The following is a 22,987-nucleotide window of genomic DNA, read 5'->3' on the forward strand; positions in this document are numbered from 1 at the left end:
ATTTTTCAGACCATGACATGCCAAAGCCCGCGCCGAAAGGTTGCGGGCTTTTTGCTGGGCGGGCAGAATGGGGCATGTCGCTGATTTTGCAAAAATGGACCCATGTGGCCACCAAGACTGACCGGGCTTTGATTTTGCCTGATGGGTGTCGTGACCTGATTTTGTGGGAAAGGCCAGATGCGGCTCCGGTCTGGCGATTGTCTGCATTGCAGGCCGCACCGGAAACCGCTGCCTTACAAAAGGGCACAAAGTTGACCGGCTTTCGGCTGGCGCCAGGTGTGCAAGTGCCACAGGCGCTGTTGTATGCCCTGCCAAAGGATGCGGCCGGGGCAGAGGCGGATATTTCCGGGGCGGTAATGGCCGCCGGGGATGCCATGGCAACCATTGCGGTACTTAAAAACGCGCCCAGTGTTGGCGCGGGGGCCAAGATCCTTGGGGTTTCCGTGCGCAGCTTGCACCGTCGTATGCTGCGCGACACCGGGTTTGCCCCGATCTTCTGGCTGCGCCTTGCGCGGGTGCGGCGCGCGGCTTTGCGGCTTGGCGAGCCCTTTGCGGATCTCGCCGCAGACAGCGGGTTTTCAGATCAGGCGCATATGACCCGAGAGTTTCAGCGTTGGTTTGGCATGAGCCCGCGCGGGCTGCGCGGGTCTCTGGATTTGAGGACCCAGCTGCATCAACCCGCACTGGCAACCGGAGAGCAAATCTCTATCAGGTAGCCGTTTGGGTCGCTGACATAAGAGGTGGTTTGCCCCCAGGGTTCCTCGCGTGCGTCTTGCACCAGGCTGGCCCCGGCGCTTAGGGCGGTGGCCAGTGCTTGCGACACATCCTCGCATTCAAAGGCGATTTCAAACACGGGGTTTTGCGGATCAGCTTTGCCCGGAGATTTTCCGAGGCTGTGCATCAGCTTTTTTGAGGAAAAGGCCAATTTGGTGTCGCCGGTTTTCAATTCGCCATAGTCGCCGCTTTCGTGCAGGAATCCAAGCGTGAGCCCAAAGGCCTTTTGGTAAAAATCCAACGTCGCGGCGACGTCGTCGACATAGAGAATGCTGTAGCGGAAAATCATCTGGACCTCTTTTTGAAATGATGGGCCAAGGGTAGCGCGAAATTTTGGCCCGGTCTTGAATATTTCGGACAGGTTTGTGTTGAGCCAGCCCTAGGCCGTGCGCGGGGAGCGCAGGGGGGCCAGGCGGTTTGCCCGCACAATCAGCGCTTCGACAACCGCTATATTGATGGTCCAACCAACCCAGGCAAAAAGCGCGATGGCCTGCGCGGTCATGGTGCCGGTTAGTGCGCTATGGGCCATGATCAGCACGCCTTGAGTGGCCCCTGCGGTGGCCAGGGCAAAGGCCCGCATCATCCAGGCCCGGTGGTGTTGAAATTGCCGGCGGCCGGCTGCGATCATCGCAAGGCATATGGATAGCGCCATGGCCAGACCAAAGAGAAACCGCCCGGCGGACATGATCGGCAGCGTCAAGGCATTTGCCGGGTGATAGATAACCATCCAAACCCCCGAAAGAGCGGCGGTCATGCCTGCCAGAATGGCAATGCGTCCAAGACGGGGGTGCCAGCGGCCAAGGGCTTGGCGGGTTTCCGGGGTGAATTGTACGATGGCGATCAGGCAGAACAGGCTGCCACCGATCATATGTGACAAAATCGGCCATGGCATCTCTAGAAAATGCATGAAACTTGGATCATCTATGGTTTCAGGGCTTGTGGTCAGCACCCAATGCGTGCGCATAGCAGAGGTCACAAAAGGCAGCAGGCTGACAATAAAAAGCGGCAAGATCGTGCGCCAGGCGCGGGAAGATAAAAGGGACATATAGCGGCTCCAGATTTGAATGGGGCCAAGCTGTCACATAGAAAATATCCAGAGAATTCCCGAAAAAGGCATTTTGAATATGCAAAAATTGCGTAAGCGGCGCTTGCTAGATTGGTTTTCTGGCCTTGAGCGCGGCGGAAATTGTACCTTCGTCCAGATAATCCAGTTCGCCACCAATTGGCACGCCCTGGGCCAAAGACGAAAGGATCACCTGATCTTCGAGTTGGTCAGCAATGTAATGGGCTGTGGTCTGGCCATCTACCGTGGCATTTAGCGCCAAGATGACTTCAGAAATGTGCTCGCTGGTGACCCGATCCACAAGGCGCGGAATGGACAGATCTTCGGGACCGATGCTGTCCAGCGCCGACAGGGTGCCGCCTAGCACATGGTAGCGGCCTTTGAAAACCCCGGCGCGTTCCATGGCCCAAAGATCTGCGACGTCTTCGACCACACAAAGTTCGCCAGTGGCACGCCGGTCATCTTCACAGATATCGCAGATGTCAGAGGTGCCCACATTGCCGCAGTTTAAACATTCGCGCGCGGTTGCGGCCACCTGGGTCATGGCATCTGACAGCGGCGTGAGCAAAAGTGCACGTTTGCGGATAAGATGCAGAACAGCGCGCCGGGCAGACCGTGGCCCAAGCCCTGGCAGGCGGGCCATCAGGTCTATCAATATTTCTAGATCGCTGCTGCTCATGCGGGGTGTCGCTTGATCCTGGGGCGACGGCGCGCGGGGCACCGTCGCAATTTGGGTATTTATTTCAAGAACAAATCAGGGAGTGGCGGGATATCAGAAAGGCATCTTGAAGTCGGCAGGCAGGCCGAGACCTTCGGTGATTTTCGCCATTTCCGACTGGGCCTTGTCGCCGGCTTTGGATTGCGCGTCTTTGATGGCAGCAAGAATGAGGTCTTCGACCACTTCTTTTTCAGAGGCCACAAAGATCGAGGGATCAATATCAAGGGCCTTGAGCTCGCCCTTGGCGGATGCGGTGGCTTTGACAAGACCTGCACCGCTCTCGCCAATGACTGTCATGTTGTTCAGGTCATCCTGCATGTCGGTCATTTTGGTTTGCATTTCTTGCGCTTGTTTCATCATCTTGGCCATATCGCCAATCTGGCCCAGTCCTTTGAGCATTGTGTTCTCCTTGTTTCGGGGGCGCGCCGCGCCGTAAATCACTAGAGCACATATCGCAATTGCGCGGGCCTTGAACAAGTGGGGGGGCGCAATAGGCTGTCTTTGGGTGGTGATTTTTGCAAAACTCGCCAAATCTTGCACCTTTATGCCAATGTGAAAGTGCTTGGTGTTCTTGTTGTGTGGCGCGGTGAAGCCCGCTTTGGGTCACTCTTCTTCAAAGGGGTCCCATTCGTCTTCGACCTCGGGCAGGGCTTCGGCCTGGGCCTGAGTGGCGATGGCTGCTTGGGTTTTGATGTCGGTGATTTTGGCCTTGGGAAAGGCAGAAATGATCGCTTGGACAAGCGGATGCGCCATGGCTTCGGCCTTGATGGCATTTTGGGCGGCATTGCGCTTTTGCACGATGGTTTCTGCGCCACCTTGGTTCACCACGGTTACAGCCCAGCGATTGCCTGTCCACTGTTGCAAGCGTTGCCCCAGCCGTTGCGCCAGATCACGCGGCGCATTGGGGGCGGGTTCAAACTCGATGCGGCCCGGGCGGTAGGACACCAGCCGCAGGTCTGCTTCGACATCCATCAGCAGTTTGCCATCGCGTTGCTGGCGGATGAGTTCAATCACGTGATCAAAACTGGCGTAGCGCGCAAGCGCCTGTTCTGCCTGTGGCACAAGCGCTGTGACCGTGCCGCCGCCGCCCGCGCTTGACCCGGTCATTTGCGTGCCTGCATAGGCCTGGGTGCTGCCTTGGGAGGCGGGCGCAGATGCGCCGCCACCGCCGCCGCCACCTGGAGGGGCGGGTGGCACCGGTGTGTTTTGCAATTTGCGGATCAGATCTTCGGGGCTGGGCAACTCTGCCACATGGGTCAGCCGGATGATGGCCATTTCGGCGGCCATCATTGCATTGGGGGCGGTTGCCACCTCGTCCAGCGCCTTGAGCAGCATTTGCCACATACGGGTCATCACACGCATTGGCAGTTGGCCCGCCATGGCTTGGCCGCGGGCGCGTTCGTCCGGGCTGATGGTGGGGTCATCCGCGGCCTCGGGGGTGATTTTGACCACGGATATCCAATGGGTGATTTCCGCCAGATCGCGCAATACCGCCATGGGGTCGGCCCCGTCGGCATATTGCGAGGACAATTCATTGAGCGCCGCCCCAGCGTCGCCGCGCATGATCATGTCATAGAGGTCCAGCACCCGTCCACGATCTGCCAGCCCCAACATGGCGCGCACTTGCACGGCGGTGGTTTCGCCAGCCCCGTGGGAAATGGCTTGGTCCAGCAAGGAGGTCGCGTCGCGGGCGGAGCCTTCGGCGGCGCGGGTGATCAGCGCCAGGGCATCATCGGCAATCGCAGCACCCTCGGAATCCGCGATCTTGCGCAGCATGCGGATTTGGTCTTCGGGTTCGATGCGGCGCAGATCAAAGCGCTGGCAGCGTGACAGCACCGTGACCGGAACTTTGCGGATTTCGGTGGTGGCAAAGATGAATTTCACATGGGCCGGCGGTTCTTCGAGGGTTTTCAGCAGCGCGTTAAAGGCACTGGTCGAGAGCATGTGCACTTCGTCGATGATATAGATTTTGTAGCGGGCAGAGGCCGCGCGGTAATGCACCGAGTCGATGATTTCGCGGATGTCGCCGACGCCAGTGCGCGAGGCGGCATCCATTTCCATCACATCCACATGGCGACCTTCCATGATGGCGGTGCAATGTTCACATTGGCCGCAGGGCTCGGTGGTGGGGCCGCTCGTGCCATCGGGACCGATGCAGTTCATGCCCTTGGCAATAATGCGCGCGGTGGTGGTTTTCCCGGTGCCGCGAATGCCGGTCATCACAAAGGCCTGAGCGATGCGGTCGGCGGCAAAGGCGTTTTTCAGCGTGCGCACCATGGCGTCTTGGCCCACGAGATCCACAAAGGTCTCGGGTCGGTATTTGCGGGCGAGAACTTGATAGCCAGACGGGGTGTCGTGGGTGTTTTGCGTATCGCTCATGCTGTGCCTTATGAATCGCGTCGCATGTAAGGTATGCGCTGGGGGGCGGCGCGTCTACCGGATTGACGCGGGGCAGCTGTGGTTGCGCGCCGGGTTGCGGACCTTGTCAGGGGCTTTGCCCCTCGCGTTGAAACGATGTTTCATCGCTCACCCCAAAGTATTTGGGCAAAGGTGAAGATCCAGGGTTGCATTGGGGGAAAGGCCGCGGTTAGCTTGCCATTGGCCGATAGGGACGGCCGCCAGGTTCGCGGAAAGCCAGAGGCATCCCCTAGATTTATGAAAACCGACTTTCGGATTTTCCTGCCCTTAAAGCGAACCACTGGGCTGTGCGGAGAAACCGATGACCCAATCTGACCCTCAATTCACACCCCAATTGCAGCTTGATGTGCTGCGCCGTCGTGCCAAACAGCTTAGGCGGGATTATTTAGCGGGCCTGCCTGTGGCTCATCAACGCCTTAAGCAGCACCCGCCCCGCGCGTTGGGTACGGTTTTGCAGCATGCGGATTTTCTGCATGTGATTGCCCAGGAACAGAATTTTGCCAGTTGGCCCGCGCTGAAGCTTGCCGCCGAAACCATTGGTTTGGATCGCGCGTCGCGGGTGCAGCGGTTGAAGCTGGCGGTGGCACAGGGGCAGGTGAGAGTGATTGCGCATTTGCTGGGCGAAACTCCGGATCTGGCAACCGGCTTTTTGGGACTGCAGATCGCGCTGTATGATAAAGCGGCCGTGCAGGCGGCGCTTTGGGAAAATCCTCTGGCGGCGGTGCAGAAATTAGGGCCAAAAACACCGATCCTGCATTTGTGTTTTTCCCGCTGGATCCATGCGCGGCCTGATCTTGAGCAAGACATGTTGGACATTGCCGAAATGCTGCGCGGTCTAGGCGCAGATGTGAATGACAGCATGCCTGTTGGGCCACAAAACCCACATCCGCTTTCGGCGCTTTATGGCGCGATCGGTCATGCTGATAATATGCCGCTTGCGGCCTGGCTGTTGCAAAACGGCGCAGATCCCAATGACGGCGAGAGCCTGTATCACGCCACCGAGTTGGGCCATCGGCATGGGTTAAAACTGTTGTTGGATCACGGGGCGAAACCGGCGGGTACAAATGCTTTGTTGCGGGCTCTGGATTTTGGCGATTTGGCGGCGGTGCAAATGCTGATTGCGGCGGGGGCGGATGTGAATGAATTTCAGGCCGCGCCGGTTGGCGGCGAGGCCCCAATTGTTATACCTGCGCTGCATCAGGCGGCGCGCCGGATGTGTGATGCGCCCCTTATAGAGACGCTTTTGGCCGCGGGAGCAGACCTGGAAAGGACGTACCAAGGGGGCACGGCCTATGCCTATGCGCGGGTTTTTGGCAACAGGGCTGTGGCGCAGGCCATCGAAAACCGCACAGCGGCGCCTTTAGCGGTTACGCTGACAAAGGAAGAGGCGCTTTTGGCAAAAGCCGCCGATGGCATGGCCACAGAAGGCGCGTTCCTGAACCCGGATCAATTGCCAGAGGCCTATCGCAATATCATTGCCGAGATCCTGCATTTGCCGGGCAAAGCAGAGCATGTGCGGCACTTGGTGGCGCTGGGGGTGGAATTTGATCGTCCCAATAGCGAAGGGTTGACCCCTGTGCAGTTGGCAGGCTGGGAGGGGCTGCCTGATATGCTGGCGCTGCTTCTGGGCTTGGGGCCCGATCTTGCCCATGTGAACACCTATGGGGGCACCTTGTTGTCCACAATCATCCACGGATCTGAGAATTGCCCGCAGCGGGCTGAACGGGATTACATCGCGTGTTTGGAATTGGTGCTGCATCATGGGGTGGCCCTGCCCGAACGTGACATCACATCAGCGGGCGATGAAACGGTGGCGGCCTTTCTGTCTGACTGGGCCGCGCGCTATCCCGGACAGGTGGTCGAAGCGATCACGGGATAGATTTTACTTGGCAGACGGCGATTCTCTTGGAAGGATCACTCTTGCTGGGCACGCCTATTGCGCGCCCTCTGCAAGGGGGAGAGATGGCTGGTTTTTCGTTACATGCCTTATCGGTTGGTGGCGGTGTCTTGGCGATATCGCCAATGCCCGGTCGCGGTGCGGCCTATGATATGGATCTGGATCATATGGCGGAATGGAAACCCTCGATTGTCATGTCGCTGACAACATCGGGCGAAATGGTAGACCATGGGGCGGAAACTTTGGGGGCTGATTTTCGTGCCCGCGCAGCCCGCTGGGTGCATTTGCCGGTGCCAGATTTTGGCGTGCCCGACAAAGCCTTTGAAGCGGCCTGGCCTGCGGCGGCCGAAGCGGCTTTGCTGGCGCTAAAGGGTGGTGGCCGCGTACTGATTCATTGCATGGGGGGCTGTGGCCGCTCTGGTATGGCAGCGCTGCGGTTGATGGTCGAGGCGGGCGAGCCGGTTGATCAGGCCCTGGGCCGACTGCGCGCTGTGCGCCCCTGCGCGGTCGAAACCGATGGTCAGTTTGAGTGGGCAAAGGCGGGCCACCGCAGGAAATTGCCGCGGCCCGGTGGCGTTTGTCGCTAGCTATTTGCGCCCTTTGCGGTGTTTGGCTGCGCGTTGGGCCGAGTTGACCATGCGGCCAAAACTGCGATCGCGCGAACGGGCTTGGGCAACGCTTTCGTTGTTATACTGGTTTTCCAACACCAGTTTGCGCCAGCGGTTTAGCCGATCAGCGTCGATGTCCCCGGCCGCAACTCCAGCTTTGATAGCGCAGCCGGGTTCGCTTTCATGGGCGCAATTGCTGAATTTGCACTGCTGCGCCAGAGTGAACAGATCGTCAAACAGCGCTTCGATGCCCTCTTGGGCATCAAACAACTGCAATTCGCGCATGCCCGGCGTATCAATCAACCAGCCGCCATTGTTCATGCGGCGCAGATGACGCGATGTGGTGGTATGACGCCCCTTGGCGTCATCGTCGCGAATGTCGCCTGTGGCCGCTTGTTCCAGCGTCATGCCATTGGCAATAGTGGTTTTGCCGACGCCCGATGACCCCACGATTGCAGCGGTTTGCCCATGGCTGACCCAAGCCAAGATGGCTTGAATATCTGCCGGATCCTTGGCGTTCAGGATTTCAACGGGCGGGGCCAATGGGATCTGCTGAATTTGCCGACGGTATGAATCGACGTCATTACAAAGGTCCGCTTTGGTCAGCACAATCACCGCAAAGCAATCGGTGGATTGCGCCAATGCCAGATAGCGTTCCAGTCTGGCGACATTAAAATCATCATTGCACGAGCTGACGATAAACAGCGTGTCGACATTTGCGGCGATCAATTGTGCGCGTGCCTCGCGCCCCGCAGCCCGGCGTTGCAACAGGGATTTGCGTTCTAGTCGTTCGGTGATGCGCAGTTCGTCATCGGTCAGCACCCAGTCACCCACCGCGATATGGCCAGTGTTGTGATTTGGTTCGATCAGGGTTTTTTCACCCTCCGGCGAAAGCCCCATAACGCGGTCCCGATGGACCGAGGCAACGCGAAACACCTGGCCGGGGCCGGTGATGTCATGAAGCTGCGCAAAGTGTTGAGACCAACCTAGGTCTTGAAAAGTGATTGTCATTGGTTTGCCTATGAAACAGTTTTAGGCGTTGCTGCAAGGGTGCAACAAACGTAACGAGTTCAGGCGGTTTGAAAAGCCTTGTTAGGCAATCGCCTGAAGAGGGGTGGCGACAATCATAAAACCCTCCGTTTCATTGGGCGGCTGCCCAGGGCAATAGGTGAGAGGTTGAACATCGACCCAAGCGGGGCTCGTTGCGGCTGCTTCCTTCCGGATCTGACCGGGTTGGCGAGGCGCTTGCCCGCGCCAACCTCTCAAGATTGGATATATGCGGGGTGATCTAAGAATGCAAGCGGGCTGGTCCGGTTGAAATCATAGGTGAATTCAACAAAGCCCTGTGGGGCAGGTCGGCTGATGTCAGGCGTCAGCAATGGCCAGTGTCGCGCGTGGTCCAAGGCAAGATGGCTGCTGTGAAACTTTGCCTGAGTGCCTGATATTGCTCGAAATTTCCAAGGTGCGCTGGTCAAATCTGGCCTGTGACTTCCCTCTTGCAGGTAGTCTTTGATCAGGTCCCGGATGGCCATGGTGGGCAGGGGAAGTGTCTGGGTGGTTGCGGGAATGGGGAAGTTGCCGCCACCGCCGGCCCGGTAGCTGTTGGTCACAAGCACAAAGGGTTGATCATCCTGTAGGGGCAGCCCGTCAAACATCAGATTCGAAATGCGTCCTTTCTTGGGAGCTACGCCAGAACCATTGTGAGGGATTCGGTTACCAAAGCGGGTGAATTTTGCAGGCTGCGTCAGGTCGATTTCATAGTTTAGCCCAAAAATCACATCAAAGCTGTAACAGGGAAAATCCGGCGCTAGCAGATCAGACGTACCGCTTTGGACTTGCAGGTGGCGAAACCAACCTGCGGACATTTCCAGCCAATTGCGGATGTCATACCCGGTCATAAGCAGGGCGTAGGCCGCATTCTGGAAGGGTTGCAGATCATGCAGATCTTTGACTTGAACCTTGCCAATGGGCAGGTCTGTAAAATGCTCTGGCCCGGATTTCCCACCAAATTTATAGGGGCAGGCCGCTGAAAGAATCGGAATGTCGCGTGGGATCTGCTTGCCCACCAAGCTCTGGGCAAAGTGCTGTTGCGCCGCCGCCGTCAAAGCAACGGACGGATCGTCTGGCAGGCAGGCGAAATAGCTGTGAATAGGCCAATCTGTTTGCGCGACAACAGCGCGTGAGGCGCGTTCCGCAGAGGTTCGGAGCGGTTGAAAAATCCGGTCTAGCTGTTTTGAAAGCGCGTCTTGGCCCCCAAGCGGCTGCGCTTGTGTTGCGTGCAGATTTACCTGCGAGTCCTGCACCCGCCACTGCGCCCCAACCTGACGCAATTCTAGGGTGATTTCCCCAAGATGCGAGGCGTTGAAGCCGGGCATCACGGTTGGCACGCCGCGAATATGCCCGGTTGTTGCATTCACCGCAGGGCTGTTCGGAACTGCAGTATTTGGAAATACCTCGTGGATGTGCCCGCAGACCATGGCATCAATATCACAGTGTTCTGCCATCAAAATCGCCAGGTTTTCGCTGTCTGGGCCAGCCGTTGGCAGCCCCAGCCCGGTATGCGCCAGCGCGAGCACCAGATCAGCGCCGGCCTCGCGCAGTCTTGCTGCGGTTTCGCGCGCAGAATGCAGCATATTGCGGGCGCAGACCTGTTTGCTCATATGCAGATGGTTCCACTTTAGCACGTGCTGGGGCATGACGCTTAGGATGCCAATGTTTACAACATGTTGGCCCTTTTGCGTGCCCTGTAGTTTCTTTTGCAAAATCACCGAGGGAAGCCAACAGGCGCGGGGCGACATTAGATTTGAGCAGATCAGTGGAAACTGTGCCTGCGCCACGGCCTTTTCAAGATAGGGCAACCCATAGTCAAATTCGTGATTTCCCAAGCCTACGGCGTCATAGCCCATGATATTCATCGCCGAGATAATCGGATGGGCGGTGCTGGGATCAAGATCTTTGGACGCGAGAAAATCGCAAAACGGAGCCCCTTGCAGGAAATCCCCATTGTCCACCAACATGCAATTTGGGTGGGCCTGTCTTTTGCTGGATACCATTGAGGCAATGGTGCGCAGGGATCCAAAATCGAGGCCATCTGCCTGGGGGATCGCCTGATCAAACAGCGCGCCATGCACATCCGATGTTGCAAGGATATGCAAATAAATATGCGCGCTTTTGGCAGGATCTGTTGGCTGCAAATGAGGGCCTATGTGATTAAATGGAATGTTGCCAGTTTAACTCTTCTTTAGGTTGTGTCAATGTATGCAAACGTATCAATTTGCTACAGGAATGCTGTTAAGGCCGAGTTTATTCGGGACAATTCTGGCCGAGCAGCGTAGGGCTAGGCACGAACTATTCGGCCGCAAAACGGCGCAGCATATCTAAGGTCTAACCATGATCGATTTCGAAACAGTTACTTTTGGCGGCGCAGGTCTGGACCGTATGAACCTGCTTAGGTCTGATGCCGAGGCATTCGATAAGGCCCTGAAAGCACCCGACGCCCGCAGCATTGTGTTGTGGCGCGGCAAGCCCTTAGTGCATGGCGACAGTGACAAGGCATTGGTGCGGTTGCCGCTTGATCATCCGATTTTTGCCACCCGCGCAGAACGCCCGGTGTTGCTGGGCAAGGATGATGGCACAGTTGTGTTTGCCTCTGATATTTCGGGCTGGGATCCGGAATCACAAGAGCTGCCGGACAATGGTTTTCTGGACAAAACCCAACAGCAGCACCCTGCAGTTCCTGCCAGCGACGCCTTTATTGAATTGCGCAATATCATGGCAGATCTTAGCGCGATGGACGCGGAGTTGGCGGCAACGGCGCGCTCGGTGATTGAATGGCACCGGTTGCACCGGTTCTGCGCCACATGTGGTGCCGGAACTGATATAGCGTCCGGTGGCTGGCAGCGCAGTTGTGGTGCTTGCGGGCGGCAGCATTTTCCGCGCATCGATCCCGTTGTCATCATGCTGATCACCAATGGCAACCGGGTGTTGGTGGGCCGCGGTGTCGATTGGCCCGAGGATATGTATTCGCTGCTGGCTGGCTTTGTAGAGCCGGGTGAAACTCCCGAGGCCGCAGTGCGCCGCGAAGTGTTTGAAGAAGCGGGTGTGCAGGTGGGCGATGTGCGCTATCTGGGATCTCAACCCTGGCCTTACCCCTCGTCTTTGATGATGGGCTGTCACGGCATCGCCACGTCAAGCGAGATCACAATTGACCCGGCAGAGATCGCCGATGCGGTCTGGTTGACCCGCGAAGAGATGATGAGTTGTTTTGAAGGCACACACCCAACGATCCGACCGGCAAGAAAAGGCTCAATAGCCCATTTTATTTTGCAGAACTGGCTTGCGGACAGGCTTGATTGACGCAAAACTTACCTAATATTAACCCAAACCCTAAATAAGAGCAGACAGATGCAATTTTCGGCAAAAGAAGACCTCGACGTTCCTATCGACGATGCATTCAATTTGTTGTCGGAGTATGACGTATTTGAGCGCATGGCGATGCGGCGCGGGATCGAAGTGGTCCGCAACACAGACGCGTCTGAATTTGGTGTCGGGTCGTCTTGGAAAATCGATTTTGATTGGCGCGGCAAAGCGATCAAAATGCGCGCAGAGATTGTGACGTTTGAGCGGCCAGAACGGGTTGTTCTTGACGTGAAAACCCAAGGTTTGGACATCAAAATAGATTTCGAACTGGTGGCGCTCTCTCGCAAACGCACGCGGTTGCACCTTGTAACCGATATTGACGCGCGCACTTTGCCAATGCGGCTTTTGGTGCAGTCGATGAAACTGGCGCGCGGCAATATCGACAAGAAACTGCAAGAACGGTTTCAGTCGCAATGTCGCAATCTGGAAGATCGCTATCAGATGGCCAGCTAAATTGGCCTAGTCGATGTGGCGCGATTTTGCCGCCGGATAGACACCCAAAATATCAATGTTCGTGGTGAAATAGGCCAGTTCTTCTAAGGCGAGCTCCAGACCGCGATCCTCTGGGTGGCCTTCAACCTCGGCGTAAAACTGCGTCGCGGTAAAGCGTCCATCCACCATATAGCTTTCCAGCTTGGTCATATTGACACCGTTGGTGGCAAAGCCACCCATGGCTTTGTACAGCGCAGCCGGGATGTTGCGCACCTGAAAGACAAAGCTGGTGATCATGCCAAATTCGCCCGCGCGACGCTGCAATTGAGCCTCGGGGGCCATGATCAGAAACCGCGTGGTGTTGTTGTCATGATCTTCGACGTGGCGCGCCAAGACATCCAAACCATAAATATCGGCAGCCAGTTCGCTGGCCAAAGCAGCTGTGTGAATGTCGCCTTGCTCGGCCACCTCGCGCGCGGCGCGGGCATTGTCAGGGCTGACCCGACCGCGAATGTCATGTTCCCCCAAGAAACCGGCGCATTGCGGCAGCAACACCAGATGCGAATAGGCTTCTTTAACGTCCGAAATCTTGGCACCAGGCACCGCAAGCAGGTTGATGTGCACCCGTACAAAAGCCTCGTCAATGATCCGTAACCCGCTGTTGGGCAAAAGCCGGTGAATGTCTGCCACCCGCCCATAGGTCGAATTTTCCACCGGCAGCATGGCCAGCGCGGCTGCGCCGGACTTCACCGCATCAATGGTTTCTTCAAAGGTCGCGCAGGCCAGCGCCTCCATGTCGGGGCGGGCGTTGCGACAGGCCTCGTGCGAGTAAGCACCGGGCTCTCCTTGAAATGCGATACGCTGTGTCATTCCGAATTTTCCCATTTTTTCCCGACAAGGGCGATTGGTCGCGGTAACTATACCTTGCGTTCAACGGAAGGAAGCGGATAGATACGCCGCAAACGCCACGAGATGGAAACGTAGCATGTTCGACACGATGACAATGACTAAAGTACTGGGCGCGTTCTGCGGTGCGCTCTTGGTTTACCTTCTGGGTGCATGGGTTGCAGAAACCCTCTACCACACAGGCGGTGGCCACGGCGATCACGCCAAAGCAGGTTATGCGATCGAAGTGGAAGTTGCTTCGACGGACGACGCAGCAGAAGAAGGCCCCTCTTTGCAAGAGCTGCTGGCCTCTGCCGACCTCGCAAAAGGTGCCAAAGTGTTTGGCAAATGTAAGGCTTGCCACAAGCTGGAAGATGGCGCAAACGCCACTGGCCCACATCTGTTTAGCATTGTTGACCGCGCTGTTTCTGCTGCGGATGGCTTTGGCTACTCTGGCGCGCTGGTTGCTGTCGCTGATGTTTGGACCGCCGAAAACCTTGACGGTTTCTTGGCAAGCCCCAAAGGGTTCGCACCTGGCACCAAAATGGGCTTTAGCGGTTTGAAAAAGCCGGCTGATCGTGCCAACCTGATTGCCTATTTGCAAAGCCAAGGCGGCTAAGCACACGCATTTGTTAGAGTTTTGAAGGCCGTTGCTTTGCGCAACGGCCTTTTTCTTTGTCCGCAAGGCCTTAGAGCGCCAAACCAAGCGTTAAAAACGCTGGCTTCACTTCTTGTTTATTATTCTTGCCTTGAATGTAGCCATCCGCGCCAATTACGTTACCTTAAGAGGAACAAGACAGGCGGGCGACTGATCACGCCCAATTCTGGCTAAGGAGGGGCAGCATGCTTCAGAAATCCAACAAACCGAATTTCACCGAAATGACACGTCGCAATATGCTGACCTTGATGGGCAGCAGCGTCGCGGCCCTGGGGCTTGGCATGCCGGGCAGAGTGTATGCGGACGACGACGAGATCATCAAATCGCACGGTTATTCGTTTTTTGGAGATTTGAAATACCCAGCGGATTTCCCGCATTTTGATTATGTGAACCCCAACGCGCCCAAAGGCGGCGAGATTTCCGTATCCACCCGCGGCACCTTTGACGGGATGAATCGTTTTGCCAGCAAAGGCCGCTCGGGGCTGTATTCTGGTCTGACGGGCGAATCCCTGTTTGCAGATGGCCCTTTTGGCACGCCGATTCCCTCGGACAGCTTGACGGATTCCTACGGATTGCTGGCCCATACGGTGGAATACCCTAAAAACAAAAAGTGGTGCATTTTCCATATGCGGCCCGAGGCGCGTTTCTCTGACGGATCACCCGTGACCGCCCATGATGTTCTGTTCACCCACAATCTGTTTCTAGAACAGGGCATTCGCAGCTATGCTCGTGCCGTAAAGCAACGTATCAGCGGTGCCGAAGTCTTGGATGACCACACCATTCGGTACAGCTTTGTCGATGGCATTTCCCGCCGGTCTTTGGTGTCGCAAGTCGGCGGAACCAACGTGTTTTCAAAGGCCTGGTATGAAAAAACCGGCGAACGTCTGGACGAGCCAAGCCTGATGACGCAGATGGGCAGTGGCCCCTATGTGGTCGATGATTTTGAAATCAATCGCTATATCGTCTACAAGCGCAATCCAGAGTATTGGGGCTGGCACCTGCCGATCAACCAGGGGCGTCACAATTATGATCGCGTCCGCGTAGAATATTTTGCCGATGATGCCGCAGAATTTGAGGCCTTTAAGGCAGGCGTTTATACCTTCCGGCCAGAAGGCAGCACCAAGCGCTGGGCAACCGGATATGATTTTCCTGCCATCGACAAAGGCCACGTCAAACGCGAAACTTTGACCAGCGGCACGCCACCGTCACCAGTTGGCTTTATCTTCAACTTGCAACGTGAAAAACTGCAAGACGTGCGGGTCCGCGAGGCCATGTCTCTGGCCTTTAACTTTGAATGGACCAGTGCGTCGCTGCAATTTGGCCTGACCGAACAGCGCCATTCCTTTGTCGAAGGCACAGAGATCGAGGCCAAAGGCGTGCCAGAAGGCCGCGAGAAAGCCTTTTTGGAATCGCTTGGCGACGTGGTGCCGCCAGAGCTGTTCACCCAGGACGCGGTGCGGGCTCATTCCTCTGATCCCAAATCCACAGTGGACCGGCGCAACAAGCGTAAGGGTTTGAAACTTATGCAAGACGCGGGCTGGGTGCCCGGATCAGACGGCATTTTGCGCGACGCAGATGGCGCGGCGTTTGAGTTTGAATTTATGCTGTCCTCGGCCACATCAGACACCGCAGAAGCCATCATCACAACCTATGTAGAGAACCTCAAATCCTATGGGTTTGATGCCAAGATGGAAAAAGTAGATTCTGCACAGATGCAGCAGCGCTTTTTGGACAAAGATTTTGACATGATCTATTCGCGTCATCATTCTTTCCAAACCAGTGGCACAGGGCTGAACCAGCTTTATGGCTCAGAAACCGCCGTTGTGTCCTCGTGGAACCCAAGCTCGCTGCAAAGCGATCTGGTGGATGCCATCATCAAGGCCTCGCTTGATACAAAATCCCGCGAAGAAGAAGTGGCCTCTTTGATGGCGCTGGACCGGGCCTTGCGTTATCACCGCATCCAAGTGCCCGGCGGCTTTGTAGCTGACAATTGGATTGCGTCATATGACATGTTTGAGCACCCAGAAGAGCTGCCTCCGCTTGCGGTTGGATATTTGGATTTCTGGTGGTTCAATCAGGAAAAATACGAAGCATTGAAAGCCGCTGGCGCGGTGAGGTAACCAGACTTTGGGCGCATATATATTACGACGTTTGCTGCTTGTGATCCCGACTTTGATCGGAATCATGATCATCAATTTCACACTGGTGCAATTTGTCCCCGGTGGGCCGATCGAACAAATCCTGGCAGAACTGCGAGGCGAAGGCGATGTGTTCGCCGGCTTTGCGGGGGGTGCTGATGATATTGCGCTTGAAGAGACCTTTGGCTCTGACAGCGAGTATCTGGGCGCGCGTGGCCTTCCCAAAGAGTTCATCGAAGAGCTGGAAAAAGAGTTTGGCTTTGACAAGCCACCGGTCGAGCGGTTTTTCAATATGATGTGGGGCTATTTGCATTTGGATTTTGGCGAAAGCTACTTCCGCAAAATCGATGTTGTGGATCTGGTGCTGGAAAAGATGCCCGTCAGCATCACACTGGGCCTGTGGTCCACCCTGATTGCCTATGCGATTTCAATTCCACTGGGCATTCGCAAGGCCGTCAAAGATGGCACGCCGTTTGACACATGGACCAGTGGGGCAATCATCATTGGCTATGCAATTCCCGGCTTTTTGTTTGCGATTCTATTGGTAGTGCTGTTCGCAGGAGGCTCGTATTGGCGCATCTTCCCGCTGCGTGGCCTGACCAGCGATGGCTGGGAAAACTTCACCCTGATCGGCAAGATCCTTGATTATTTCTGGCACATTGCTCTGCCGGTCATCGCGTCCACCATCTCGGCCTTTGCCACGCTCACCTTGCTGACCAAAAACTCGTTTTTGGATGAAATCAAGAAACACTATGTCATGACCGCCCGCGCCAAGGGCCTGCCTGAAAATCGCGTGCTTTACGGCCACGTGTTTCGCAATGCCATGCTGATTGTGATCGCTGGATTTCCGGCGGTGTTCATCGGGGTGTTCTTTGGCGGTTCACTGATCATTGAAACCATCTTTTCGCTGGATGGGTTGGGCCGGTTGGGTTTTGAAGCCGCGGTTGCGCGCGATTATCCAGTGATTTTCGGCACGTTGTTCATCTTTGGCATCATCGGCCTTGTGGTCGGCATTTTAAGTGACCTGATGTATGTGGTGGTTGACCCGCGCATTGATTTTGAGCGGAGGGAAGGCTGATGGCTTTGTCTCCACTTAATCAACGCCGCTGGCGCAATTTCCGCCGCAACCGCCGTGCATATTGGTCTCTGATCCTGTTCAGTTTCCTGTTTGGCGTCAGCCTGTTTGCCGAGTTTATTGCCAATGACAAACCCATCTTGGTGAATTACCGCGGCGAATACTTTACGCCGATATTCAACTTTTACCCTGAAACCGCCTTTGGCGGCGATTTTCAGACAGAGGCCGCGTACTCTGACCCCGAGGTCAAATGCCTGATCCAAACCGGCGGGCTAGAGGACTGCTTTGATGACCCAGAGGCCTATATCCAAGATGCCCAAGACGGTGTGATTGACGGCAACGCCATTGAAAAAGGCTGGGCGATTTGGCCGCTGATCCCCTATTCTTTTACCACATCTGTGGACCGTCCAGGCGCAGCGCCGCTGCCGCCCAACAGCCAGAACCTTCTGGGCACAGATGACACCAAACGCGATGTGCTGGCGCGGGTGATCTATGGCTTCCGGCTGTCGATCTTTTTCACCCTGATCGTGACAACCGCCGCCAGTCTCGTGGGTATCTTTGCGGGTGCTGTTCAAGGCTTTTTTGGTGGCTGGGTTGATCTGATTTTTCAGCGGGTGATTGAAATCTGGGGGGCCACCCCAAGCCTGTATATCATCATCATCTTGTTTGCGATTCTGGGCCGAAGTTTCTGGTTACTGGTCTTTTTGACCGTGCTCTTTGGCTGGACCTCGCTTGTGGGCGTTGTGCGGGCGGAATTCCTGCGGGCGCGCAACCTTGAATATGTGCGGGCCGCCAAGGCGCTTGGCGTTTCAAACCGTGTGATCATGTTCCGCCATATGTTGCCCAACGCCATGGTGGCGACGGTCACCATGCTGCCGTTTATCGTGACCGGCACCATCTCAACGCTGGCTGGGCTGGATTTTCTGGGCTTTGGCCTGCCGTCCTCTTCGCCGTCTTTGGGCGAGCTGACCTTGCAAGCCAAACAGAACCTTCAGGCCCCTTGGCTGGCCTTCACCGCCTTTACCACCTTTGCGATTATGCTGTCGTTGCTGGTCTTTGTCTTCGAAGGCGTGCGTGATGCATTTGATCCAAGAAAGACCTTTTCATGAGCCTTTTGAATGTGCGCAACCTCAGCGTTGCTTTCCAGCAAGATGGCCAGCTGATGACGGCTGTGAATGGAGTTTCCTTTCAGGTGGATCGTGGCGAAACCGTTGCTTTGGTGGGCGAGTCTGGCTCTGGCAAATCAGTCACGGCGCTTTCGACCGTTTCGCTTTTGGGCAGCAGCGCGCGGGTGTCCGGATCGGTCACCTATGATGGGCAGGAAATGGTTGGGGCAGACGAAAAATTGCTGCGCAAAGTGCGCGGCAATGATATCAGCTTTATCTTCCAAGAGCCGATGACCTCTCTGAACCCGCTGCACACGTTGGAACGTCAGCTGGGGGAATCGCTGGCCCTGCATCAAAGCATCGTTGGGGCTCAGGCCCGCAGCCGCATTCTCGAACTGCTGCACAAGGTGGGCATTCATGATCCGGAAAGTCGCCTTGGGGCCTATCCGCATCAACTGAGCGGTGGACAGCGTCAACGGGTGATGATCGCCATGGCGTTGGCCAACAAACCGGACATTCTGATTGCTGACGAACCCACCACAGCGCTGGATGTGACCATTCAGGCGCAGATCCTTGAACTGCTGGCGGATCTTAAAAAGACCGAAGGCATGGGGCTTTTGTTCATCACCCATGATCTGGGCATTGTGCGGCGTATTGCCGACAAAGTCTGTGTCATGAAAGACGGTGACATTGTCGAGGCCGGCCCAGTGGCCGAAATCTTTGCCAATCCGCAACATGCCTATACGCAAAAACTGTTGAATGCCCGCGCTGTTGGGGCCCCGGAACCGGTGGCAAAAGATGCCCCGGTTGTGGCCGAAACGGATGCGCTAAAGATCTGGTTTCCGATCCAGCGCGGCCTGTTGAAACGCACGGTAGGCCATGTCAAAGCGGTGAATGCCGCCACTTTGACTGTGCGCGCAGGCGAGACCTTGGGCGTGGTGGGCGAAAGTGGCTCTGGCAAAACAACGCTGGGCCTTGCGATGATGCGTTTGATCGGTTCTGAGGGCGGTTTGCGATTCTTGGGGCGGGATCTGCGGGGGCTGAAAACCAGTGAATTGCGCAGCCTGCGCAAGGATATGCAGATCGTATTCCAAGACCCCTTTGGCAGCCTTTCGCCCCGCATGACCTGCGAACAGATCATCGCCGAAGGTTTGGGTGTGCACGGCAATCCGGATGGGCGCGACACCAGAACGTTGGTGGCCGAAGTCATGGACGAGGTCGGCCTGGACCCGGCCCTGATGCATCGCTATCCGCATGAGTTTTCCGGCGGGCAACGCCAGCGCATCGCCATTGCACGTGCGATGATCCTGCGCCCGAAACTGGTTGTGCTGGATGAACCGACCTCTGCGCTGGACATGACGGTGCAGGTGCAAATCGTTGATCTGTTGCGGGATCTGCAAAAAAAATACGGGCTGGCCTATCTGTTTATCAGCCATGATTTGCTGGTTGTGCGCGCCATGAGCCATAAGATTATGGTTATGAAACAAGGCGATATCGTCGAAGCCGGTGAGGCTTCATCGGTGTTTGAAAACCCCCAAACCGACTATACCCGAGAGCTGTTGGCGGCGGCCCCAACCTAGGCCGCCATCCTGATCAAACAGCAGAGCTGTGCTTGGCCTTGCCCTGGTCATAGGCGTCAAACGCCTGGGCGATCAAACGTGTCAGGGGCCGCGCATCTTTGGGAATAAACAGCCCGTTGTCATCCACCTGTAACAGGCCTTCAAAGCGGGCATTCACCCGATCAAAATCTGATTTCAACGCAGCGTGTGACACGCCAAAGACCTGGCTGATTTCATTGGAATCAACCGCAAAATCGCACATCACTGCCTCGATCAAACGCGCATTCAGCTTGTCCTGGCCTTGGAACACATGGCCGCGCACGGTTGAAAACGTTCCGTCCCGAATGGCGCTGACATGGGCCGAAGTTGATGGCGCATTCTGCGCATAGCCCTGCGGGAAGCGCGAAATCGACGAGGCACCAACGCCAATCAACACCTCGGCTTGGTCGTCAGTATAGCCTTGGAAATTCCGCCGCATCGTGCCGGATTTCTGTGCCGCTGAAAGCCCATCGGTTGGCAGCGCAAAGTGATCAATGCCAATGCCATCATAGCCGTCGGCCAAAAATAGGGTCTCTGCGGTTTCAAACAGGTCTAGCCGTTCGGTGGCCGACGGCAGGGCGTCCGCCGGTATCAGCTGTTGGCGCTTGGCCATCCACGGCACATGCGCATAGCCATACAACGCCACACGATCTGGGGACAGCGACAGCAGTTTCTGCACACTTTCTGAAATGCCCGCATTGGTTTGATGCGGCAGCCCGTACAGGATGTCAGCATTCAGGCTTTTCACACCCTGCGCTCGGATCATATCCACTGCGTCGCGGGTGATCTCATAGCTTTGATCCCGGCCAATGGTCTTTTGAATCTTCGGATTAAAATCCTGAACCCCGATCGAGGCGCGGTTCATGCCATGTCTGGCCAGCACTTCTAGCCGGTCTTCGCTGATTTCATTTGGATCGATTTCAACGGAAAACTCACCGTCATCTGCCATCGGCGCAACGTCAAAAATCGCACCACACAAATCGTCCATCATCGCCGGGTCAAGCAGGGTCGGCGTGCCACCGCCCCAATGCAGGCGCGACAGGGTTACACCTGCCGGTAAATTCGCCGCCAATAGCGCCAATTCCTGCTTTAGTGTTTCCACATAAGATGCTACGGGTGACAGGGTTGTCGTGCCCTGTGTGCGACAGGCACAAAACCAGCACAGACGACGACAGAACGGCACATGTACATACAAGGAAATCTTTGAGTTTTCAGGGATTTGCGCGATCCAGCCCAAAAACTGGGATGCGCCAAGCTCGGCACTGAATTGAGGGGCTGTCGGGTAGCTTGTGTAACGCGGAACTTTCGCGTCAAACAGTCCCAGTTTTTCGAATTGGGTTTTGTTGCTCATGGGCTAGCATTATGAGACCAAATGATTGCATACTTTGATTCAGATCAAGCGCGAGCGTAATATGACTTTACAGACATCAAAGGGAAGCCCACAGGATTGTGGGGACTGCCAAATTCGCCATCGCGCGGTATGTGCTCGCTGTGACGTGGACGAGTTGAAGCAGCTTGAGGAAATCAAGTATTATCGCAGCTTTGAGGCCGGGCAAACTGTGCTTTGGTCCGGTGATCAAATGGATTTTGTCGGCTCGGTTGTCACCGGTATTGCGACCCTGACTCAGACCATGGAAGATGGCCGCACCCAGATGGTCGGGCTGTTGTTGCCCAGCGATTTTGTGGGGCGTCCAGGACGCCGCGAGGCCCCCTATGATGTGGTGGCAACCACGGATCTGGTCATGTGCTGTTTCCGTAAAAAACCCTTTGAAACCATGATGGTACGCACGCCGCACATCGCGCAGCGTCTGCTTGAAATGACGCTTGATGAACTTGATGCCGCCCGCGAGTGGATGCTGGTTTTGGGCCGCAAAAAAGCCCGTGAACGCATTGCCTCGTTGCTTGCGATCATTGCCCGCCGTGACGCGACGCTGAAACTTGCGCCTGCCCATGGTCCGATGGTGTTTGATCTGCCGCTGACCCGCGAAGCCATGGCTGACTACTTGGGCCTGACGCTTGAAACCGTCAGCCGCCAGATCTCAGCTTTGAAACGCGATGGGGTGATTGTTTTGGAAGGCAAACGCCATGTGACCGTGCCCGATCTGGAACGGCTGATGGAAGAAGCTGGCGATGATTCGGATGGCGGCATGCTGGCGTAACAGCCACGTCGCCTATCTGCCTTCACCTAGAAAATTTTGAAAGACAACGACAGCATGGGGGAGTTCCATGCTGTCGCTGAAAGGTCCGAGGCCGTATTAGTGAGCCATCAGGACAGGAACCGTTGCCCGTTCCAACATGTTGCGTGTCGCCCCGCCCAGAATGGATTCACGGAACCGAGAGTGGCCATAGGCCCCCATGACAATCATGTCGCTATTGGTGTCGGTTGTATGGCGCAGCAAAACATCTGAAACGCGTGGCAGGGTTTTGGAAATCACGTCGACTTCGACGCGCACGCCATGACGGGCCAGAAACTGCGAGAGCAACCCGCCGGGATCAGACCGGTTTGGACCATGGGTCGGGGGATCAATCACCACAACCCGCACCAGATTGGCATCACGCAACATCGGCAACGCAGCGCGGGTGGCGCGCAGGGCCTCGTTGCTTTCATTCCACGCGATGGTGATTGTATGCGGCTTGCCGGGCGCTTCGGCGTTTTTTGGCACCACCAGAACCGGGGTTTGTGCCTCAAACAGGGCTGCTTCGACCGAGGCCACCATTTCCACATCGCGATCCTCGCCATAAGGCTTCAGCATCACCACCAGATCAGAAAACCGGGCGCGGGCAGCCACATGGCGGGTCAGATCTGCCATTTGGGTCACGCCAGCTTCCACACCCCAGCGCACTTCAGTGTTGTCTAAGAAATCTTCTGCCGCCTTTTCCAGCTTGCGCGATTCTTCGCGGGCCAGGTTCAGGGATTGCTCCATGACCAAAGCGGTGGCCCCGGCATAGTAATATCCGGTTTGGCTGCGATCCAGACCCAGGCAAAGTGCGTCAAGATGCGCATCTTGCGCGCGCGCGAAGGCGGCCGCGTGTTCTAGCGTTGTTTTGGCAAATTTTTCGTCGGTTAGAACCGTAAAAATCGACTTGTAAGGCATGGCAATGCTCCTTCGCTGCAATTCACCCTAAGGTGCATGGCTTTTAATTGCAGTCTGAGGGCAATCCATCTGCGGTTTCCTTGACACAGATCAAGGAAGTTGA

General features: G+C 56.2%; 21 protein-coding genes and 1 other RNA gene. 11 read left to right on the plus strand and 11 right to left on the minus strand.

The features are described 5' to 3' along the window. Positions 1 to 17 precede the first annotated feature (17 nt). The gene (locus tag ABXG94_RS13615; RefSeq protein ID WP_353535038.1) at positions 18 to 716 is read left to right on the plus strand and encodes a helix-turn-helix domain-containing protein; all 699 of its coding nucleotides are present in this window, start codon (positions 18 to 20) and stop codon (positions 714 to 716) included. Here ABXG94_RS13615 and ABXG94_RS13620 read toward each other — a convergent pair. The 5 genes from ABXG94_RS13620 to ABXG94_RS13640 all read right to left on the minus strand — a co-directional run bounded on the left by ABXG94_RS13620 (position 674) and on the right by ABXG94_RS13640 (position 4,934). After that, the gene (locus ABXG94_RS13620) at positions 674 to 1,063 is read right to left on the minus strand and encodes a VOC family protein (RefSeq protein ID WP_353535040.1); all 390 of its coding nucleotides are present in this window, start codon (positions 1,061 to 1,063) and stop codon (positions 674 to 676) included. The genes ABXG94_RS13615 and ABXG94_RS13620 overlap by 43 nt on opposite strands. Before the next feature lie 90 nt (positions 1,064 to 1,153). Beyond that, positions 1,154 to 1,819 carry a DUF2306 domain-containing protein gene (locus ABXG94_RS13625; protein ID WP_353535041.1) on the minus strand — a complete coding sequence of 222 codons (666 nt, stop codon included), beginning with the start codon at positions 1,817 to 1,819 and terminating at the stop codon, positions 1,154 to 1,156. Between the two features lie 106 nt (positions 1,820 to 1,925). Next, positions 1,926 to 2,516 carry a recombination mediator RecR gene (gene recR / locus ABXG94_RS13630; protein WP_353535044.1) on the minus strand — a complete coding sequence of 197 codons (591 nt, stop codon included), beginning with the start codon at positions 2,514 to 2,516 and terminating at the stop codon, positions 1,926 to 1,928. 93 nt (positions 2,517 to 2,609) lie between these two features. After that, complete coding sequence (locus ABXG94_RS13635; RefSeq protein WP_353535046.1) at positions 2,610 to 2,954, minus strand: YbaB/EbfC family nucleoid-associated protein; 345 nt, start codon at positions 2,952 to 2,954, stop codon at positions 2,610 to 2,612. 204 nt (positions 2,955 to 3,158) lie between these two features. After that, the gene (locus tag ABXG94_RS13640) at positions 3,159 to 4,934 is read right to left on the minus strand and encodes a DNA polymerase III subunit gamma/tau (protein WP_353535049.1); all 1,776 of its coding nucleotides are present in this window, start codon (positions 4,932 to 4,934) and stop codon (positions 3,159 to 3,161) included. Between the two features lie 340 nt (positions 4,935 to 5,274). Between ABXG94_RS13640 and ABXG94_RS13645 the strand changes: the two genes are divergently transcribed. Both ABXG94_RS13645 and ABXG94_RS13650 read left to right on the plus strand, forming a co-directional pair. Then, entirely contained in the window at positions 5,275 to 6,852 is a 1,578-nt protein-coding gene (locus tag ABXG94_RS13645) for an ankyrin repeat domain-containing protein (protein WP_353535051.1), read from the plus strand. Positions 6,853 to 6,935: 83 nt separating this feature from the next. Next, on the plus strand, positions 6,936 to 7,457 hold the full coding sequence (locus ABXG94_RS13650; protein WP_353535054.1) for a protein-tyrosine phosphatase family protein: 522 nt from the start codon (positions 6,936 to 6,938) through the stop codon (positions 7,455 to 7,457). On the opposite strand, the gene rsgA is transcribed toward ABXG94_RS13650, so the two are convergent. From rsgA to ABXG94_RS13665, 3 genes are all read right to left on the minus strand, one after another. Beyond that, the gene (rsgA, locus tag ABXG94_RS13655) at positions 7,458 to 8,489 is read right to left on the minus strand and encodes a ribosome small subunit-dependent GTPase A (RefSeq protein ID WP_353535056.1); all 1,032 of its coding nucleotides are present in this window, start codon (positions 8,487 to 8,489) and stop codon (positions 7,458 to 7,460) included. Positions 8,490 to 8,644: 155 nt separating this feature from the next. Next, positions 8,645 to 8,743, minus strand: an RNA gene (gene ffs, locus ABXG94_RS13660) — signal recognition particle sRNA small type. Continuing rightward, positions 8,741 to 10,633, minus strand: coding sequence for a 5'-nucleotidase C-terminal domain-containing protein (locus tag ABXG94_RS13665; protein WP_353535057.1), 1,893 nt, complete (start codon positions 10,631 to 10,633; stop codon positions 8,741 to 8,743). The genes ffs and ABXG94_RS13665 overlap by 3 nt, the downstream gene beginning before the upstream one ends. 235 nt (positions 10,634 to 10,868) lie before the next feature. On the opposite strand from ABXG94_RS13665, the gene nudC reads away from it, so the two are divergent. Both nudC and ABXG94_RS13675 read left to right on the plus strand, forming a co-directional pair. Then, positions 10,869 to 11,834, plus strand: a complete 966-nt coding sequence (gene nudC, locus ABXG94_RS13670) for an NAD(+) diphosphatase (protein ID WP_353535060.1) — start codon at positions 10,869 to 10,871, stop codon at positions 11,832 to 11,834. A 48-nt stretch (positions 11,835 to 11,882) separates the two neighbouring features. Then, positions 11,883 to 12,350 carry an SRPBCC family protein gene (locus tag ABXG94_RS13675; protein ID WP_353535061.1) on the plus strand — a complete coding sequence of 156 codons (468 nt, stop codon included), beginning with the start codon at positions 11,883 to 11,885 and terminating at the stop codon, positions 12,348 to 12,350. A 6-nt stretch (positions 12,351 to 12,356) separates the two neighbouring features. Here the strand turns inward: ABXG94_RS13675 and ABXG94_RS13680 are convergent, their stop codons facing one another. Next, the gene (locus ABXG94_RS13680) at positions 12,357 to 13,199 is read right to left on the minus strand and encodes a prephenate dehydratase (RefSeq protein WP_353535062.1); all 843 of its coding nucleotides are present in this window, start codon (positions 13,197 to 13,199) and stop codon (positions 12,357 to 12,359) included. Between the two features lie 115 nt (positions 13,200 to 13,314). Here ABXG94_RS13680 and ABXG94_RS13685 point away from each other — a divergent pair, with 115 nt between their 5' ends. The 5 genes from ABXG94_RS13685 (at position 13,315) to ABXG94_RS13705 (ending at position 19,771) form a co-directional block, all read left to right on the plus strand. After that, entirely contained in the window at positions 13,315 to 13,833 is a 519-nt protein-coding gene (locus ABXG94_RS13685; RefSeq protein WP_353535063.1) for a c-type cytochrome, read from the plus strand. A 224-nt stretch (positions 13,834 to 14,057) separates the two neighbouring features. Further along, on the plus strand, positions 14,058 to 15,992 hold the full coding sequence (locus ABXG94_RS13690) for an extracellular solute-binding protein (protein WP_353535064.1): 1,935 nt from the start codon (positions 14,058 to 14,060) through the stop codon (positions 15,990 to 15,992). 7 nt (positions 15,993 to 15,999) lie between these two features. Continuing rightward, positions 16,000 to 17,088: a microcin C ABC transporter permease YejB gene (locus tag ABXG94_RS13695; RefSeq protein WP_353535067.1), complete on the plus strand. Its 1,089-nt coding sequence runs from the start codon at positions 16,000 to 16,002 to the stop codon at positions 17,086 to 17,088. Next, entirely contained in the window at positions 17,088 to 18,194 is a 1,107-nt protein-coding gene (locus ABXG94_RS13700) for an ABC transporter permease (RefSeq protein ID WP_353535069.1), read from the plus strand. The genes ABXG94_RS13695 and ABXG94_RS13700 overlap by 1 nt, the downstream gene beginning before the upstream one ends. After that, positions 18,191 to 19,771, plus strand: coding sequence for an ABC transporter ATP-binding protein (locus tag ABXG94_RS13705; protein ID WP_353535071.1), 1,581 nt, complete (start codon positions 18,191 to 18,193; stop codon positions 19,769 to 19,771). The genes ABXG94_RS13700 and ABXG94_RS13705 overlap by 4 nt, the downstream gene beginning before the upstream one ends. Before the next feature lie 13 nt (positions 19,772 to 19,784). Here the strand turns inward: ABXG94_RS13705 and hemN are convergent, their stop codons facing one another. Further along, the gene (gene hemN / locus ABXG94_RS13710) at positions 19,785 to 21,140 is read right to left on the minus strand and encodes an oxygen-independent coproporphyrinogen III oxidase (RefSeq protein WP_353535074.1); all 1,356 of its coding nucleotides are present in this window, start codon (positions 21,138 to 21,140) and stop codon (positions 19,785 to 19,787) included. 61 nt (positions 21,141 to 21,201) lie between these two features. Here hemN and fnrL point away from each other — a divergent pair, with 61 nt between their 5' ends. Further along, a complete protein-coding gene (fnrL, locus tag ABXG94_RS13715) occupies positions 21,202 to 21,948 on the plus strand; it encodes a transcriptional regulator FnrL (protein ID WP_353535077.1) in 747 nt (248 codons plus the stop codon). 96 nt (positions 21,949 to 22,044) lie between these two features. Here fnrL and ABXG94_RS13720 read toward each other — a convergent pair whose 3' ends face one another. Beyond that, positions 22,045 to 22,884 carry a universal stress protein gene (locus tag ABXG94_RS13720; protein WP_353535080.1) on the minus strand — a complete coding sequence of 280 codons (840 nt, stop codon included), beginning with the start codon at positions 22,882 to 22,884 and terminating at the stop codon, positions 22,045 to 22,047. Between the last annotated feature and the right edge of the window lie 103 nt (positions 22,885 to 22,987).

Origin of the sequence: Cognatishimia sp. WU-CL00825 (assembly GCF_040364665.1) — a bacterium.
Taxonomy (GTDB): Bacteria; Pseudomonadota; Alphaproteobacteria; order Rhodobacterales; family Rhodobacteraceae; genus Cognatishimia.

Bases quoted from the DNA above. Each gene is read 5' to 3' on its own strand.
- ABXG94_RS13645 (WP_353535051.1), top strand. From the start codon at position 5,275: ATGACCCAATCTGACCCTCAATTCACACCCCAATTGCAGCTTGATGTG.
- ABXG94_RS13690 (WP_353535064.1), top strand. From the start codon at position 14,058: ATGCTTCAGAAATCCAACAAACCGAATTTCACCGAAATGACACGTCGC.
- nudC (WP_353535060.1), top strand. From the start codon at position 10,869: ATGATCGATTTCGAAACAGTTACTTTTGGCGGCGCAGGTCTGGACCGT.
- ABXG94_RS13680 (WP_353535062.1), bottom strand. From the start codon at position 13,199: ATGACACAGCGTATCGCATTTCAAGGAGAGCCCGGTGCTTACTCGCAC.
- ABXG94_RS13635 (WP_353535046.1), bottom strand. From the start codon at position 2,954: ATGCTCAAAGGACTGGGCCAGATTGGCGATATGGCCAAGATGATGAAA.
- ABXG94_RS13650 (WP_353535054.1), top strand. From the start codon at position 6,936: ATGGCTGGTTTTTCGTTACATGCCTTATCGGTTGGTGGCGGTGTCTTG.
- ABXG94_RS13705 (WP_353535071.1), top strand. From the start codon at position 18,191: ATGAGCCTTTTGAATGTGCGCAACCTCAGCGTTGCTTTCCAGCAAGAT.
- ABXG94_RS13620 (WP_353535040.1), bottom strand. From the start codon at position 1,063: ATGATTTTCCGCTACAGCATTCTCTATGTCGACGACGTCGCCGCGACG.
- recR (WP_353535044.1), bottom strand. From the start codon at position 2,516: ATGAGCAGCAGCGATCTAGAAATATTGATAGACCTGATGGCCCGCCTG.
- ABXG94_RS13625 (WP_353535041.1), bottom strand. From the start codon at position 1,819: ATGTCCCTTTTATCTTCCCGCGCCTGGCGCACGATCTTGCCGCTTTTT.
- ABXG94_RS13685 (WP_353535063.1), top strand. From the start codon at position 13,315: ATGTTCGACACGATGACAATGACTAAAGTACTGGGCGCGTTCTGCGGT.
- ABXG94_RS13675 (WP_353535061.1), top strand. From the start codon at position 11,883: ATGCAATTTTCGGCAAAAGAAGACCTCGACGTTCCTATCGACGATGCA.
- ABXG94_RS13640 (WP_353535049.1), bottom strand. From the start codon at position 4,934: ATGAGCGATACGCAAAACACCCACGACACCCCGTCTGGCTATCAAGTT.
- hemN (WP_353535074.1), bottom strand. From the start codon at position 21,140: ATGAGCAACAAAACCCAATTCGAAAAACTGGGACTGTTTGACGCGAAA.
- rsgA (WP_353535056.1), bottom strand. From the start codon at position 8,489: ATGACAATCACTTTTCAAGACCTAGGTTGGTCTCAACACTTTGCGCAG.
- ABXG94_RS13720 (WP_353535080.1), bottom strand. From the start codon at position 22,884: ATGCCTTACAAGTCGATTTTTACGGTTCTAACCGACGAAAAATTTGCC.
- ABXG94_RS13700 (WP_353535069.1), top strand. From the start codon at position 17,088: ATGGCTTTGTCTCCACTTAATCAACGCCGCTGGCGCAATTTCCGCCGC.
- fnrL (WP_353535077.1), top strand. From the start codon at position 21,202: ATGACTTTACAGACATCAAAGGGAAGCCCACAGGATTGTGGGGACTGC.
- ABXG94_RS13615 (WP_353535038.1), top strand. From the start codon at position 18: ATGCCAAAGCCCGCGCCGAAAGGTTGCGGGCTTTTTGCTGGGCGGGCA.